The sequence below is a fragment of the Pseudomonas sp. Xaverov 83 genome, from assembly GCF_019352905.1.
GTDB classification, from domain to species: Bacteria; Pseudomonadota; Gammaproteobacteria; order Pseudomonadales; family Pseudomonadaceae; genus Aquipseudomonas; species Aquipseudomonas yamanorum.
In genome coordinates this window covers 147,656-164,163 of sequence record NZ_JAAAFU010000081.1, presented here as the reverse complement: position 1 = coordinate 164,163, position 16,508 = coordinate 147,656, and the positions used below count along the sequence as shown (strand labels likewise).

Annotated in this window: 11 protein-coding genes; 5 read left to right on the top strand and 6 right to left on the bottom strand. The window is 60.3% G+C overall.

Annotated elements, in window-relative coordinates; translation table 11 throughout:
* Positions 1–42: 42 nt before the first annotated feature.
* The 3 genes from guaB to K0H47_RS27055 all read right to left on the bottom strand — a co-directional run bounded on the left by guaB (position 43) and on the right by K0H47_RS27055 (position 3,223).
* Positions 43–1,512 carry an IMP dehydrogenase gene (gene guaB, locus K0H47_RS27065; RefSeq protein WP_017478674.1) on the bottom strand — a complete coding sequence of 490 codons (1,470 nt, stop codon included), beginning with the start codon at positions 1,510–1,512 and terminating at the stop codon, positions 43–45.
* A 250-nt stretch (positions 1,513–1,762) separates the two neighbouring features.
* Positions 1,763–2,311, bottom strand: a complete 549-nt coding sequence (locus tag K0H47_RS27060) for a hypothetical protein (protein ID WP_003209647.1) — start codon at positions 2,309–2,311, stop codon at positions 1,763–1,765.
* A 144-nt stretch (positions 2,312–2,455) separates the two neighbouring features.
* Positions 2,456–3,223, bottom strand: a complete 768-nt coding sequence (locus K0H47_RS27055; protein ID WP_003209649.1) for a sulfite exporter TauE/SafE family protein — start codon at positions 3,221–3,223, stop codon at positions 2,456–2,458.
* A 98-nt stretch (positions 3,224–3,321) separates the two neighbouring features.
* Here K0H47_RS27055 and K0H47_RS27050 point away from each other — a divergent pair, with 98 nt between their 5' ends.
* The 5 genes from K0H47_RS27050 to leuA all read left to right on the top strand — a co-directional run bounded on the left by K0H47_RS27050 (position 3,322) and on the right by leuA (position 12,663).
* Positions 3,322–4,212, top strand: a complete 891-nt coding sequence (locus tag K0H47_RS27050; RefSeq protein ID WP_219273926.1) for a LysR family transcriptional regulator — start codon at positions 3,322–3,324, stop codon at positions 4,210–4,212.
* Between the two features lie 10 nt (positions 4,213–4,222).
* Entirely contained in the window at positions 4,223–5,602 is a 1,380-nt protein-coding gene (gene xseA / locus K0H47_RS27045; protein WP_017478671.1) for an exodeoxyribonuclease VII large subunit, read from the top strand.
* Between the two features lie 3 nt (positions 5,603–5,605).
* Positions 5,606–6,427 (top strand): peptidoglycan DD-metalloendopeptidase family protein, encoded by an 822-nt coding sequence (locus tag K0H47_RS27040; protein ID WP_017478670.1) that lies wholly within the window; start codon positions 5,606–5,608, stop codon positions 6,425–6,427.
* Between the two features lie 398 nt (positions 6,428–6,825).
* Complete coding sequence (locus K0H47_RS27035; protein WP_219273905.1) at positions 6,826–10,584, top strand: membrane-targeted effector domain-containing toxin; 3,759 nt, start codon at positions 6,826–6,828, stop codon at positions 10,582–10,584.
* A gap of 399 nt (positions 10,585–10,983) precedes the next feature.
* Complete coding sequence (gene leuA, locus K0H47_RS27030; RefSeq protein WP_063032988.1) at positions 10,984–12,663, top strand: 2-isopropylmalate synthase; 1,680 nt, start codon at positions 10,984–10,986, stop codon at positions 12,661–12,663.
* A gap of 202 nt (positions 12,664–12,865) precedes the next feature.
* Here the strand turns inward: leuA and K0H47_RS27025 are convergent, their stop codons facing one another.
* The 3 genes from K0H47_RS27025 to der all read right to left on the bottom strand — a co-directional run bounded on the left by K0H47_RS27025 (position 12,866) and on the right by der (position 16,371).
* A complete protein-coding gene (locus K0H47_RS27025) occupies positions 12,866–13,657 on the bottom strand; it encodes an amidohydrolase (RefSeq protein ID WP_063032989.1) in 792 nt (263 codons plus the stop codon).
* Positions 13,645–14,793: a pyridoxal phosphate-dependent aminotransferase gene (locus K0H47_RS27020; protein WP_063032990.1), complete on the bottom strand. Its 1,149-nt coding sequence runs from the start codon at positions 14,791–14,793 to the stop codon at positions 13,645–13,647. Before K0H47_RS27020 ends, K0H47_RS27025 begins: the two co-directional genes overlap by 13 nt.
* Before the next feature lie 108 nt (positions 14,794–14,901).
* On the bottom strand, positions 14,902–16,371 hold the full coding sequence (gene der / locus K0H47_RS27015; protein WP_003209661.1) for a ribosome biogenesis GTPase Der: 1,470 nt from the start codon (positions 16,369–16,371) through the stop codon (positions 14,902–14,904).
* Positions 16,372–16,508 lie beyond the last annotated feature (137 nt).

Below are 16,508 nucleotides of genomic sequence, written 5' to 3'. Positions count from 1 at the left end.
TGAATAAGACAGCCCCGGTTACTTAACTATTTGCTGGAAGCATCAACCTACGCGGTAGTTTGGCGCTTCCTTGGTGATCTGTACGTCGTGGACGTGGGACTCGGCCATGCCGGCACCGGTGATCCGCACGAACTCAGGCTTGGTGCGCATTTCTTCGATGTCGGCGCTGCCGGTGTAGCCCATCGAGGAACGCAGGCCACCCATCAGTTGATGGATGATGGCGCTCAGGGTGCCCTTGTACGGAACACGCCCTTCAATGCCTTCCGGTACCAGCTTCTCGGCGCCCGCGGAGGAGTCCTGGAAGTAACGGTCGGAAGAACCTTGAGCCTGGGACATGGCGCCCAGGGAACCCATGCCACGGTAAGCCTTGTACGAACGACCCTGGAACAGTTCGATCTCGCCCGGCGCTTCTTCAGTACCGGCAAACATCGAGCCCATCATCACGCAGGAAGCACCGGCTACGATGGCCTTGGACAGGTCACCGGAGAAACGGATGCCGCCGTCGGCGATCAACGGTACGCCGGTGCCTTCAAGGGCCGCGGCGACGTTGGCGATGGCGCTGATTTGCGGCACGCCTACACCGGCCACGATACGGGTGGTGCAGATCGAGCCAGGGCCGATACCGACCTTGACCGCATCAGCACCGGCTTCGGCGAGGGCCTTGGCGGCAGCGCCGGTGGCAATGTTGCCGCCGATCACTTGCACTTCAGGGAAATTCTGTTTGACCCAGCGAACGCGGTCGATCACGCCTTTGGAGTGGCCGTGGGCAGTGTCGACCACCACCACGTCAACACCGGCAGCCACCAGGGCCGCTACACGGTCACCGGTGTCTTTACCGGTACCGACCGCAGCACCTACGCGCAGACGACCTTGATCGTCCTTGCTGGCCAGCGGGTAAGCCTTGGCTTTTTCGATGTCGTTGACGGTCATCATGCCCTTGAGGGCGAATTTGTCGTCGACGATCAGTACGCGTTCAATGCGGTGCTTGTGCAGCAGTTCGCGCACATCGTTCTTGTCGGCGCCTTCCTTGACAGTAACGAGGCGCTCTTTAGGCGTCATCACTTCGCGGACGGTGACTTCAAGACGGTTCTCGAAACGCACGTCACGCGAAGTGACGATGCCGACCAGGTCGCCATCGTGCAGTACCGGAACGCCGGAGATGTTGTGCAGGCGGGTCAGGTCGAACAGGTCACGAACGGTGGCATCGGCCTCGATGGTGATCGGGTCCTTGACCACACCGGCTTCGTAACGCTTGACCTTGCGAACTTCGGCAGCTTGCTGCTCGATGGTCATGTTCTTGTGGATGATGCCGATGCCGCCTTCCTGAGCCATGGCGATTGCCAAACGGGCTTCAGTGACGGTGTCCATGGCAGCGGAAACCAGAGGAATATTCAGCTCGATGCCACGGGTTAGGCGGGTCTTGAGACTGACTTCGTTAGGAAGCACCTCGGAATAACCGGGCACTAGGAGAATGTCGTCGAATGTCAGAGCTTCTTGGCTGATACGCAGCATCGCGGGGGCTCCCGAGCGGGAAAATGGAAGCGCGCCATTATAGTCAGACACCCCCTCGGGTTCAATGTAAAACTCTGACAAACTTGGTAATACTGATAGATGGATGATTTTTGCAGCACTGATCGTTCCCACGCTCTGCGTGGGAATGCCGCTTTGGACGCTCCGCGTTCTGCAGGCGCTGCATGCCAGGGCGACGCGGAGCGTCACGGGAAGCGCTCCCACGCGGGAGCGTGGGAACGATCACATCGGGTCAAAGCTCGACTTTGACCCAACTCATCTTCTGGTCCAGCCAGTCGGCAAATTCGTCGATAAAACTCTGCTTGAACCCCGCCTCCGCCCAGTTATTGAAGATGAATCCCAGGTTGGAAAAGCCGCATTCCTGCAGGAACAGGAAGCCATTGATGTCGTCTTCATGCCCACACAACGGGCAGGTGAAGTTATCGGTGTGGCCGGGCATCCAGTCTTCCAGGCTTTCGAACAGGGCTTCGCCGACTTCCTTCAGGCATTCCGGGCAGCCGGCCTCTTCGAGAAAACCCTTGGCCGGGGTGTAGATGCAGCGCTTGTAGATAATTTCCAGGCCGTTGATCGGCTCGTTGAACGGCAGCGCGTCGGGGTGCAGCACCACGGCGCGGGCCCCGTCGGCCAGGGCGTAGCCCATGCGGTTGCCGGTGCGCCCGCAGGTGGTGAGTTCTTCCTTGACGATGTTCTTGCGCACCAGCCAGCGCACAATCGCCCGGGCGCGGGGTTCGTGGACGGGCAAGGTGGAGATCTTGGGGACAAGGATACTTTGGGAGTTCATGGTGCCTGGGTGTCCTGCGGTGTGGCTTCTGGCCTCATCGCGGGCAAGCCCGGCTCCCACATTGGAATGCGATCAACTGTGGGAGCCGGGCTTGCCCGCGAGGGGGCCCCAGAGCCCGGCAGCTTAATCCCTGACACCCACAGGTCAAGTACTCAAGTAACGGGCAATCAAGGCAATGCCGCTGGCCAGCACCAGCCAGGTGACCAACCGCACGAACGCCTCGCGGGACATGCGCAGGGTCAACCGCCGCCCCGCCCACAGCCCGAGCGCCATGGCCGGCAACAGGCACACCGCCAACATCAACAAGGGTAGCTCGGCATACACGCCCGCGATCAGAAACAGGCTCAGGCGCACCACCGTGCTGCAACTGATCAACGCACTCTGGGTCGCCCGCGCGCCATCCTTGGGCAATCGGCTGTTGAGGTAGATCGCATACAGAAAGCCGCCACTGCCGAACAACGCGCCAAACAGCCCGCCGACAACCCCCATGGGAATCGCCCAGCCGGCTGCCATCTGCGTGGGCTTGGCCTTCACCGCCAGGCTGTAGATCGCATAGGCGCTGATAAACAGCCCCATCAGCAGCAGCAATAAATCGGAGTGCAGGTTAAGCAGGAAGATCACCCCAAGGGTGCAGCCAATCGCCATGCACGGCAGCAGCCTGAACAACTCCGGCTTCACCACATCCCGGCGCGATTGCAGGAGGTTGCCGAAGGCCGCGACAAAATCCAGCAGCACCAGCAAGGGGATGATCTTCGACAGCGGCATGAACAGAATCAGGATCGGCCCCGCCACCAATGCGGTACCAAAGCCTGCAATGCCGAACACGATATACGCCAGGGCAATCGCCACGCCGATCACCAGCCAGTCCACACCGCCAAATGACCAATGACTCAACAGCTCGACCGGACTCATGAGGTATTCCTTATTAGAGATGGCCATCACTTTAGCCATTGGCAAGCCTTGCGACTAATATCTTCAAAGCCCATCACTCATCTCGAAAAGGCATGACTGTGATTTCCACCCGGCAATTGCGTTACTTCGTCGAAATCGCCGAGAGCGGCAGCTTCAGCGCAGCGGCCGAGCGGCTGTTTGTGGCGCAATCGGCACTGAGCCGGCAGATCAAGGAGCTGGAAAACCTGCTGCAAACGCCGCTGTTTGAACGCACTGCGCGCCAACCGCGGCTGACGGCTGCGGGCGAGGCGTTTTATCCAAGGGCACGCAACCTGCTGGGCGAACTGCTCAAGGCCAGTGAGATGGCGACGCAAGTGGGCAATGGCCAACTCGGTACCCTGCGCATGAGCCATTCGAGCACGGTGCCGATGAGTGGCCGCCTGCTACGCGGCATCGGTGCCTGGCTGGAGCAATGCCCCGGCGTGTCGATGGACATCGCCAAACTGTCCTCCGAAGTCCAGTTGGAAGAAATCGCCGACGGTCGGCTGGAGGTCGGGCTGTTGCGCTTGCCGGTGTTGCGCCAGCGCGAAGGCGTGCACATCGTGCCTTTATATAGCGAGCGGCTGTTGCTGGCCGTGCCGCCGAGTCACCGGTTGGCCGGGCACACATCCGGTATCGATTTGGCGCAATTGAAGAACGAAGCGTTTATCTCGATCCCTCACCCCCAGCGCGGAGGGCTGAGTTACCTGTCAGCCGAGTTGTGCATGCGTGCAGGATTTTTCCCCAAGGCCGCCCGGGTGATGTCGCGCAAGACCACGCAGTTGCAGCTGATCCAGGCCGGATTCGGGATCGCCCTGCTGCCGGAGTCGATGCAGGACATTGCGCCGGCCAACATTCATTTTCTGCCCTTGGCCGATCCCGATTGCCAAAGCACCGTCGCCCTCGCCTGCCAGCAAACGCCGAGCGCGCTGGTGGAGCAGTTCTGTCAAACCCTGCACGAATGCCTATAAACTGCCGCCCATGATTAAAGATCCCTTTGCCCGTCTGGGCCTGGACCGCGAAGTCCTGACTGTCAGCCAGCTCAACGGCCGTGCGCGGGTGTTGCTGGAAGACGTGTTCACCAATATCTGGGTCGAAGGCGAGATCTCCAACCTCGCCCGCCCGGCCTCCGGCCACGTGTACTTCACCCTCAAGGACAGCGGCGCCCAGGTGCGTTGTGCGCTGTTCCGGCAGAACGCCGCACGGGTGCGCCAGGCGTTGAAAGACGGCCTGGCGGTGAAGGTACGGGGCAAGGTCTCGCTGTTTGAAGGCCGTGGCGACTATCAGTTGATTCTCGACACGGTGGAGCCCGCCGGTGACGGCGCATTGCGCCTGGCCTTCGACGCGCTGAAGGAAAAACTCAGCGCCGAAGGTTTGTTCAGTGCCGAACGCAAGGTGCCGCTGCCCGCCCACCCAAGGCGCATCGGGATTATCAGCTCGCCCACCGGCGCGGTGATTCGCGACATCATCAGCGTGTTCCGCCGCCGGGCACCGAACGTAGAACTGACGTTGATCCCGACGGCCGTGCAAGGCCGTGAAGCGGTCGCGCAAATCGTCCGCGCACTGAAACTGGCCGATGCGCGAGGCTTCGACGCGTTGATCCTGGCCCGTGGCGGCGGCTCGCTGGAAGACCTCTGGTGCTTCAACGAAGAAGCCGTGGCCCGCGCGGTGGACGCCTGCGTGACCCCCATCGTCAGCGCCGTTGGCCATGAGACCGATGTGTCGATCAGCGACTTCGTCGCCGACGTACGAGCGCCTACCCCTTCCGCCGCTGCCGAGCTGTTGGCGCCGGATTCCAGCCACCTGACTCGCCAGGTAGAGAATCTGCACCGCCGCCTGGTGATGCTGATGCGCAACCGCCTGACCCACGACCGCCTGCGCCTGGAAGGCATGGCCCGTCGCCTGCGTCACCCGGGCGAACGCCTGCGCCAGCAAGCCCAGCGCCTCGACGACCTGGACATGCGCCTGCGCCGCGCCTTCGAGCGCAACCTGAATACCCGTCGTGAACGGCTGATCCGCCTGGAAACCCGCCTCGCCGGCCAACATCCAGGCCGTCAACTGGCCCTGCTGCGCCAACGCCTGGACAGCCTCGCCGAACGCCTGCCCCGCGCCATGCGCGAAGGCCTCAAGGCCCGTCGCCTGCAACTGCAAAGCCAGGTGCAGACGCTGCACGTGGTCAGCCCGCTGGCTACTCTCGGACGCGGCTACAGCATCCTGCTCGACGAACGCGGCCAGGCGATTCGCAATGCCGCGCAAACCCACACCGGCCAGCGTCTCACCGCGCGCCTCGGTGAAGGCCAATTGCAAGTGCGGGTGGAAGACAACCACCTGACGCCCGTCACCCTCTCGTTACTGGATTGATTGATGCCACGCTTTTTAAGTTTGTTGATGCTGCTGTGCCTGACCTTTAACGCCCATGCCGACAGCTACATCACCCGGCTGCTGAACAAGCCGGTGCCCGGTGGCGTCGCGGTGGTCGACCTCGGTACCTCGGCGACAGCCCCCAAAGCTACCTACCTGAACCGGCCGGTGCTGGTGGTGAAGGAACAGAACAACTGGCTGGCGATTGTCGGTATCCCGCTGACGGTCAAGCCCGGTACCCAACGCATCACCAGCGGCAGCCAGAACCTGCCGTTTGTCGTGGGGTTCAAGAAGTACCCCGAGCAGCACATCACCCTGAAGAACAAAAGCCAGGTGAACCCGGACCCGGCGCAACTCAAGCGCATCGAAGGCGAGCTGGCGGTCCAGCTCAAGGCCTACCGCAGCTTCAGCCCGAACACGCCAAGCAACCTGCTGCTGGACAAACCGGTGAACGGGCCGCTGTCGAGCAAGTTCGGCGTGCGACGCTTCTTCAATGGCGAGGAGCGTAATCCGCATTCCGGCCTGGACTTTGCCGTAGGCGCCGGCACGCCGATCAAGACCCCGGCGGCGGGCAAGGTGATTCTGACCGGCAACTACTTCTTTAACGGCAACACCGTGTTTGTGGACCATGGCCAGGGCTTCATCAGCATGTTCTGCCATATGTCGAAGATTGACGTGAGCGTAGGCCAGCAACTGGCCCGTGGTGCGGTGGTGGGCAAGGTCGGTTCCACCGGCCGGGCGACCGGGCCGCATATGCATTGGAACATCAGCCTGAACGACGCACGGGTGGACCCGGCGATCTTTATCGGCGCATTTCAGCCCTGAACACTGCGCTGCACCCTCACCGGTGCGGCGTTCTTTGCTTACATTTCCCGCAGGAACCAACTCACTGTGAACCCTCACCCATCTGACGACTTACAAGGAGCGTAACGACGACATTCAAATACTGTGAGGTTTCCCTTATGTTTGATCGTGTCACAACGCCCACGCTGCCCCCCTCGCCCCAGCCCTCCGTTTTACTTACCGCCACCTCAACATCCGCCTTCACTCCTCCACTGCCGATCCCGCCCCCCACCGCGTCTCACTCGAACTCAGCGTCAAATGACCTGCCGTTGCCCAACTCGACCGGAATACCGCCGGCCCGACGCTCAGCGCTCGCAATACATTTCAAAGTCAGCGCTCAGCAAGCCTTCATCACTGATCACGACAACCTCACGACCGCCATGCAACGGCTGCATAGCCAGCAACCGAACTTCAAGAGTTTCCAGCTGCAGCAACTGGCCACAATGTTTACCGGTCAGCCCCAACTCAATCCACCCGAGTTGACCTTCAAGCGCTGGATTCAACAGAGTGATGGCAGTATCAAGACACTCTCTGAGCAACCACTCCTGGATGCGCTGGATAAAAAGATTGCAGGGCTGGCGAGCAATACCGACGAAGACGCCAACGTACTGTCGGGCGTATTCACCCGAGGCAGCACCAGTGAACCGCCCACTTACATCAACACAACGCACTCGTTAAGCACCATCGCCCAGCGCATCACCGAGCAATACCCCGAGACGGTACGGAAATTCTGGACGACACCACGTCTATCAATCACAGACCCGCGTGTACCAAAGGCGCCACAGGACGAATTGCTGCACCTGCACAAGCAACAACTATCGACACTGGCTGCGCTGCGTGCAAGCGATAGCACCCTGAGCCCGACCAGCAAAAAACTGATCGATACGGCACTGCAATACCCCACCTTGGCCGAACGCGAGCAGGTCTTTGCCAATGGCGCTCGCCCTGGTGTGTACCCGCTTACCCTGGATGACGGCACCGAACACGGTGCGTTACTCGCGGGCTGCTTTCTGATCACTCAAACGGATGGATCCTTTGCCAACCCACCGGCCTGGCCCAATGGCAGATCTCTGGCGCTCAACGATGCCAATGGCCCAGTCGTGCTGTACACACCCGGCGAAGGATTCGAGGAGTTCGCCACACCTGCCCAAGCACGCGAGGCGGTGGCGCAACGTCTGGATCAAGGCGGATCAAGTAAGGATTTGCTGTTGCAGACCCTGCCACTGTCTCTGCAAAACCGGCCTGATCCTCCCACCGGGGACGACCTGATGCTCAGCGCCCAGCCGCTGCGAGGAGACGTGCTGGCCGCAGGAGTACCCGAGATGCTCAAGCGCCAGCAGGCCGAGATCAACGCGAGTCTGGCCAAAACACCCGCCCAATCCACCCTCCCATTGCACAAGGCCATTGATGAGGCTGCCGACTGGTCCTATTTGCTTGACGGCAGCAATGCCGTGCTGGCCCGCAACCAGAAACTGGCCGAGAGCCTGCAACCCGAGTGGATGAAAAACCTGACTCCGGGTCAGGAAGCGTTCTATGCCTATCTGGAACAAGGCGAGGAAAAAAGCGCGAACGCACTGAATTCCCTGCTTGAGACGATTCCCTCACTGGCTACCTTCGCCCGAGACCGGATGAACGCAGCGATAACACAGCTATACCCGACGGCAGAGGTGGATGCCGATCAGTTGATGGTCCAAGCGCAAACCAGAACCCGGATTCATACGGGCCGGCCAGGTCCCGCTCAAGAGCCATCAGTCGCACACACACGCCTGTCGCTGGCCGATCTTGCCCTGAAAAACCCAACCGGGTTCCCCACGGGCGAACCTTCCGGATTTACGCAGATCACGTTCAAACTGCCGCTGGTCGACAGGCAGGGCAACCCGATACTGGGCACTGACGGCAATCGGGTAGTCCTGGACACCCATCAGCTCAAAGCATTGGTCAATACGGCCGATGTAGGCGGCGAATACACCCGCCTGCTGAAGAAGGAACTGGCGACGGACGCGACGTCGGGGCCCGCCGCGGAAAGACGCAAGGCCTGGAAAACCAGCCAGACGAACCAGATGTATAAAGAGTTGCTTCTCTCGGAGTTCAACCCTGCTGCCTATAAGACTGAGGCGAAAGAAGACAAAAACACCAAACGCGCAGAGCAATGGGTCGCGGCCGTGGTGTACCACCCAGACCCGGCCAACCGCCCATCCGTCGACGGCCAGCCCATCGTCGCCCATACCCTCCTCCAAAGGGGCTTGCCCGTACAGGGCGTCATGGTGATTGCCAACGGCACAGACCCAGAGCGGGTGTTGTACACGCCGGATGCGCCCGACGGTTTGAGCTTCCGCGAACTGGCAGACCAAAACGCACTCAACACCCTGCTGGATAAAAACGAATGGAAGCTCTACACCGCGAACCGGAAGTCGCCAGTCAATAAGGATGACGTCGCCAAGGCAAGGGACGCGCTCAAACAGCAAGCCAGCGCTCTGGGCACCAATCCGGCCGCCACCATCGAAGCATTCGTCAAGACTCTCAAGCTTACGGGCGCCTCCAATACCCTCACACCCATAACCGGCAACGTTCAGGATGCGTTGTACAAACAAAAGGTACAGCTACTGGTCGATAAAGCCGACCACCAGTCAGTCAGCAGCGCTGAAGTGGCGGCGCAATCGACAGCAAACAAGATCCAGTTCGGCATTGAAGTCGCTACGATATTCCTCGACCTGCTACCGGTATTGGGCAAAGGCGTGTCCACAGCTGCCCGGCTAGGAAAGGCCGGGGTAACAGCGCTGCGTGCCAACGCAAGGGTACTGCCCAAACTGATCAAGCATCCGGCGCTGGCGCGCGCGATCTATGCTGATTTTGCGACCTCGGCGACGGGCATCCCGGTGATTCGCACCTCGCAACTACGACCGGAGGTAAAGCTCCCCATGCTCAAAGCACCGCCGCCGTTGGTGATCCCGCCACCGGCGCCAAGCTCGAGCCGCTCGCACGTCGTCACGACGAGCACTCCACCAGCAGCACCACTCTCAAGTACAGGCCGTGACCTGAGCCACTATGCCGTGCCGGATACGCTGATCCAGGGGCGCCCGCTGCGGCCGGACGGCACTTACAACGTCGGCGACCATTGGTATGTGCGCTTTACCGACAACACCGGGGTGAACAAGGTGTACCAGATCGATTCGGCATTTCACGCACGCAGCGGACGGGTCAATATCGTCGACCCGAATGCCGCGTCAACGGCGCCCAAAAGCAGCAAAATCGTGGCCTCCGTGCAATCCGGAGGAGAAGGCGAATGGCGGCTCAACGAACTACCGGGAGGAGTAAAGCAATTACCCGAAACCGAGTATGTCAACCGCAGCAAAGGGCGGCTGATCGAGGCCGATTTCACTGAAAAAGGTCTGCCCGTCGCCAGGCTTTGGTTCAGGCGGGATGCCCAGCGCTTCTATCAGAACATGGTCGCAGGCGGACAAATGCCGCCACGTCCGCCTCGTCTTGCGCTTGAGCCCGGCGCATCGCCCGCCGATCTCTTTCGTGAAGGTTTTAAAACCAATGACGTGGTCGTACTCGGTGAGCTTCACAACGAAATCGCCAGCTTCCAACTGATCAAAGAGAATATGCAGACCCTCAAAGAAGCCGGCGTCACTACCCTCGCCCTTGAAAATGTCGAGTACAACGCTGCGGGCGCAGTCGTCGATGTGGGCATGGGCAATGGCCGACCAGCGGGAGCATCGCCAACACTTTCCGAGTTGTATGACCTTGCTCGTGAACACGGCATAAAGATTAAACCCCTCGACCATCATTATCTGACCCGACGCTCGGATATGGCAGATTTCTACAAAAACGTCGGAGACAACGATCGGGGCATTACTCGCCTGCAGGAGTTCAACTACTACGCCACGCGCATGCTGCAAAACCGCCAGCCAGGCGAAAAGGTGCTGGCCGTGGTCGGCAGGTCTCATATGAACACGGCCCGCAACGTTCCAGGAGTGGCCGAACTCACGGGCGGAATAGGAGTAGGCGTCTACCCGGCAACAACAACCGACAAAAGCATTGCCATCAGTGGCCCTTCAATCCGCCGAGACGCCGGAGCCAGCGTAGCGAATAGCCATACGGCCGGTGATTACCAGATTTTCCAGAAAGTCACTTGAGGCGATCCAGGGACGCATGGGCGAATTCATCACCATTGCGTCCCACCGCACAAGCACTCGATGCGGATACACCTCGCCCTTTTAAATTGCAAAGCCGTGTAAAGCGGCGCAACAAACAAAACCATTTCTCACAAAAACAACAATAAATATCCCTAAAACTGAATTTCTGAAGAAATCCTATCAATTTTTCCAGAACCCTTGCCATCTCCGCTGGCCACGATTAGGGTTGGACCTATGAAAACCTCTCACACCCTCATTCAGCTCCGCCAGCACCGCAGCCTGTGCCTAGTCAGCGCACGACTGCCAGGCTGAATCGATCTGCCTCGTCTTCTGCTTTTCCCCCAATAACAGTTTTACGGCAGGCCGCCTTTTTTCGGCCCTTAAACAAAGGATTTCCCGATGAGCATGCTCAAAGACCCGTCTTCGAAATACCGCGCGTTCCCGACCATTGATATCCCGGACCGCACTTGGCCGTCGAAGACCATCACCGCCGCGCCGATCTGGTGCAGTTCCGACCTGCGCGACGGCAACCAGTCGCTGATCGAACCGATGGACGCGGTGAAAAAGCTGCGCTTCTGGAAGACCCTGGTCGCCGTCGGTGTGAAGGAAATCGAAGCCTCCTTCCCTGCTGCATCGCAAACCGATTTCGACTTCGTGCGCACCCTGATCGAAGACAATCACATCCCCGAGGACACCACTATCCAGGTGCTGACCCAGGGCCGTGAAGACTTGATCGCACGCACCTTCGAATCCCTGCGCGGGGCGAAGAAAGCCATCGTTCACTTGTACAACGCCACGTCGCCGTCGTTCCGCCGCATCGTGTTCAACCAGGACAAGGACGGCATCAAGGCCATCGCGGTCAACGCGGCCAAGCTGTTCGTCAAATACGCCGCCCAGCAGCCGGAAACCCAGTGGACCTTCGAGTACTCGCCAGAGACGTTCAGCGCTACTGAGCTTGAGTTCGCCAAGGAAGTCTGTGACGCGGTGATCGAGGTCTGGAACCCGACGCCTGAGCACAAGGTGATCCTCAACCTGCCGGCTACCGTCGAGTGCGCCACCCCGAACATCTATGCCGACCAGATCGAGTGGTTCGGTCGCCATATCAACCGTCGTGACAGCGTGATCATCAGCCTGCACACCCACAACGACCGTGGCACCGGCGTGGCCGCTACCGAATTGGGCCTGATGGCCGGCGCCGACCGTGTCGAAGGCTGCCTGTTCGGCAACGGCGAGCGTACCGGTAACGTCGACCTGGTGACCGTGGCGTTGAACATGTACACCCAGGGCCTCGACCCTCAGTTGGACTTCTCCGACATCGACGGCATCCGCAAAGTCGTCGAAGAGTGCAACCAGATCCCGGTTCACCCGCGTCACCCGTACGTCGGCGACCTGGTTCACACCGCCTTCTCCGGCTCCCACCAGGACGCCATCCGCAAGGGCTTCACCCAGCAGAAAGACGACGCCCTGTGGGAAGTGCCGTACTTGCCGATCGACCCGGCGGACATCGGCCGCAGCTACGAGGCAGTGATTCGCGTCAACAGCCAGTCGGGCAAAGGCGGCATCGCCTACCTGCTGGAGCAGGAATACGGCATCAGCTTGCCGCGTCGCATGCAGATCGAGTTCAGCCAGGTGGTACAGGCCGAAACCGACCGTGTAGGCCTGGAGATGACCGCCTCGCAGATCTACAGCTTGTTGCAGCGTGAATACCTGCAAGCCAACATTCCTTACGCGCTGGTCAGCCATCGCTTGCAGGAAGAGAACGGCAACAGCTCGGTGGAAGTTGAAGTCTCCGGCAAGGGCCAGGGCGAAACCAACCTGCGCTGGCACGGCAAAGGCAACGGCGCCCTGGAAGCGCTGGTGGCCGGCCTGCCGATTGGTGTGGAGATCATGGACTACAACGAACACGCGATTGGTGCCGGCACCAATGCCAAGGCCGCTGCTTACATCGAGCTGCGGGTGAACGGTGAACGTCCGGTGCACGGCGTGGGCATTGATGAGAACATCACCACGGCGAGCTTCAAGGCAGTGTTCAGCGCGCTGAACCGTTCGTTGAGCCAGCTGGAAGCGAAAGCGGCGTAAACACTGACCGCTGAAATGCAAAAGGCCCCGGGATGAGAATCCAGGGGCCTTTTTATTGGAGTTCGAAATTTGTGGTGACTGTCAGGGCCTCATCGCGGGCAAGCCCGGCTCCCACAGGGGAATGCATTCCTCCAGACGATTCAGATCAAATGTGGGAGCCGGGCTTGCCCGCGATAGCGATCTCCCAGGCGATGGAGGTCCTTTAGACAAACTCAAAGCTGTCCGCATCCAGGTTCGCCGGGAAGCGTGTGCGATACTCCGCCAATTCCGCTGCATCCAGGCACACCTGGAACACCCCGTCCGCCTCCCCTGCGCTCAGCAGGCTTTCGCCCTGGAAGTCCACGACCTGGCTGTCGCCGGTGTAGGCAAAACCCTTCCCGTCCGTGCCCACCCGATTTACCGCCGCCACGTAGCACAGGTTTTCAATGGCCCGTGCCGGCAACAAGCGGTTCCAGTGCTGACGCCGAGCGCCCGGCCAATTGGCGGTGTACAGCAGCAAGTCAGTGTCCTGGGCGTCACGGCTCCACACCGGGAAGCGCAGGTCGTAGCAAATCAACGGACGAATCCGCCAGCCCTTGAGTTCGAACTGCACCTGGCGTTCGCCGGGGGTGTAGTGGTCGTGCTCACCGGCCATGCGGAACAGGTGACGCTTGTCGTAGTGCAGCACCTCGCCATCCGGGCGCGCCCACAGCAAGCGATTGCGGTGGCTGCCGTCGGCGGCCTGGATGATCACGCTGCCGGTGATCACCGCGTTGTACTTCTTCGCCTGGGCCTGCAGCCATTGATGAGTGGGGCCGTTTTCAGGCTCGGCGAGGGTTTCCGATTCCATCGAGAAACCGGTGGTGAACATCTCCGGCAACACGATCAGGTCGGCGCCCTGGGCCTGGTCCAGCAGCAGTTCGAAATGCTCCAGGTTGGCCTGGCGGTCGTGCCAGGCCAGGGTGGTTTGCACCAGGGCAATGTTCAGGTTGGGCAGTGCACTCAGATCACGCATAGTTTCTCGGCTGCTTGACGCAGCGTCTCCTCGCGTTTGGCAAAGCACAGTCGCACCAGGCGCTGGCCTTGCGGTGGGTTCTGGTAGAACACCGAGACCGGGATAGTCGCCACGCCATGTTCGCGGGTCATCCACAGCGACATGGCGACGTCATCCAGGTCCGGGCGAATCTGTGAGTAATCCACCAGTTGGAAGTAAGTTCCGGCCACCCGGGTAAAGCTGAAACGCGATGGTTCCAGCAGATCGCAGAACAGGTCGCGCTTGGCTTGATAGAAAGCCGGCAATTCCTCTACGTGCTCCGGGTGTTCGGCCATGAAGTCTGCCAAAGCGTACTGCAATGGGGTCACGCCGCAAAAGTTGACATATTGATGCACCTTGCGCAGCTCGGCACTGAGGGCCGGTGGCGCGACCACATAGCCGGTTTTCCAGCCGGTGACGTGGTAGGTCTTGCCGAAGGAGCTGACCACGAAGGCGCGTTGGTACAGCTCCTCGTGGGCCAGCACGCTGACGTGGGGCACGCCGTCGAAGACCAAGTGCTCGTAGACCTCGTCGCTGACCAGGTAGATATCGCGGTCGCGGATCAACTCGGCCAACTGGTCCAGCTCGGCGCGGCTGATCAGGGCACCGGTGGGGTTGTGCGGGCTGTTGAGGATGATCATGCGGGTGCGCGGGGATAGCGCCGCCTTGATCTGTTCGAAGTCGAGGGAGAAGTCATTCAGGCCCAGCTGCACATGTATGCAGCGACCACCCGCCAGCTCAACCGAGGGCTCATAGCTGTCGTAGGCCGGATCGAACACGATCACCTCATCACCGCTGCGGATCACCGCCTGGATCGCGCAGAAGATCGCTTCAGTCGCGCCAGGGGTGATGGTCACTTCGCTGTCGGCATTCACCGTGGCGCCATAGCTGCGGGCGATCTTGGCCGCTACTTGCTGACGCAGTACCGGCAGACCGGTCATGGGCGCGTATTGGTTATGGCCAAGGGCAATGTGCTTGCCCACCGCATCGAGCAAACCCTGAGGCCCATTGAAGTCGGGAAAGCCTTGGGACAGGTTGAGCGCACCGGTTTCGGCGGCGAGTTGCGACATGGTGGTGAAGATGGTGGTGCCGACATTCGGCAGCTTACTGGTGATCATCGGTGCGCCCCTTGCGGTGAGCCCCAAGTTTTAAGCTGCATGCCACGAAGGGTCAACCGCCAGGCACAAAAAAGGGCTCTTAAAGAGCCCTTTTTCAACCGATCAGGATCAGCGCTTGTCGCGGCGCTTTTTGTCGGCTTTCTTGTGGTGCGTCATCATCCGGCGCTTTTTGTTGACCTGGCGGTCGGTGAGGCTGTTCTTGTTACCTTCGTACGGGTTCTCGCCGCCTTTGAACTCGATACGGATCGGCGTGCCGACCAGTTTCAAGACACGGCGATAGGTGTTTTCCAGGTAACGCACGTAGGACTTCGGCACCTTCTCCAGCTGGTTACCGTGAATCACGATAATCGGCGGGTTGGCACCACCCAAGTGAGCGTAACGCAGCTTGATCCGACGGTTGTTGACCATCGGCGGCGCGTGCTCGCTGACCGCATCTTCCAGAATCTGGGTCAGGCGGTTGGTCGGCCAGCGGGTAACCGCGGACTTGAACGAGTTCTGCACCGAGGCGTAGAGGTTACCCACGCCGGTACCGTGCAGTGCCGAGATAAAGTGGATATCGGCAAACTCAACGAAGAACAGACGACGCTGCAGCTCGACCTTGACGTAGTCGCGCTCGCTCGGCGTCATGCCGTCCCACTTGTTGATCGCAATCACCAGGGCGCGACCGGCTTCCAGGGCAAAGCCCAGCAAGTTCAGGTCGTGGTCTACCACGCCTTCGCGGGCATCCATGACGAAGATCACCACGTTGGCGTCTTTGATCGCCTGCAGGGTTTTCACCACGGAAAACTTTTCAACTTCCTCGTGGATCTTGCCGCGCTTGCGCACACCGGCGGTGTCGATCAGCGTGTACTTCTCGTCGTTACGCTCGAACGGGATGTAGATACTGTCGCGCGTGGTGCCGGGCTCGTCGTAGACGATTACCCGATCTTCACCGAGCATACGGTTGACCAGCGTCGACTTGCCGACGTTCGGACGGCCGATGATCGCGATCTTGATACCGTCTTTTTCGCTTGGGCCAGGAATGCGCTTGGCTTCCTCGCCTTCGGCAACGATTTCTTCTTCGCCTTCGACTTCATCCACGTCATCACGCGGGAAGTCGCGCAGGGCGATTTCTAGCATCTGGGTGATGCCGCGACCGTGGGCACCGGCGATCGGGATTGCGTCGCCCAGGCCCATCGGGCTGAACTCGGCACGGGCCATTTCAGGATCGATGTTGTCGATCTTGTTGGCCACCACATAGGAACGCTTGTTGCGCTTGCGCAGGTGCTCGCCAATCATCTGGTCAGCAGCGGTGTAGCCCGCGCGGGCGTCCACCAGGAACAACACGACATCAGCTTCTTCAATGGCCAGCAGCGACTGCTCGGCCATCTTTTCGTCCATGCCATGCTCGTCACCGGAGATACCACCGGTGTCGACAATAATGTAGGAGCGCCCTTGCCACTTTGCCTCACCGTATTGGCGATCACGGGTCAGACCGGACAAGTCGCCGACAATGGCGTCGCGAGTCCTGGTCAGGCGGTTGAACAAGGTGGACTTGCCGACGTTCGGTCGGCCCACCAGGGCGATTACGGGAACCATGCGGCTCTCCACTTCGTTATTTCAGAAAATACAAAAGCCGCTGCAAGGCAGCGGCTGGTGCTCGGGGCAGCATATTCAAATGCCGCATGCCCCGCCGAAGCGGGGCCGCCTGGGTGTTACCCCAAGCATAGTCAAAC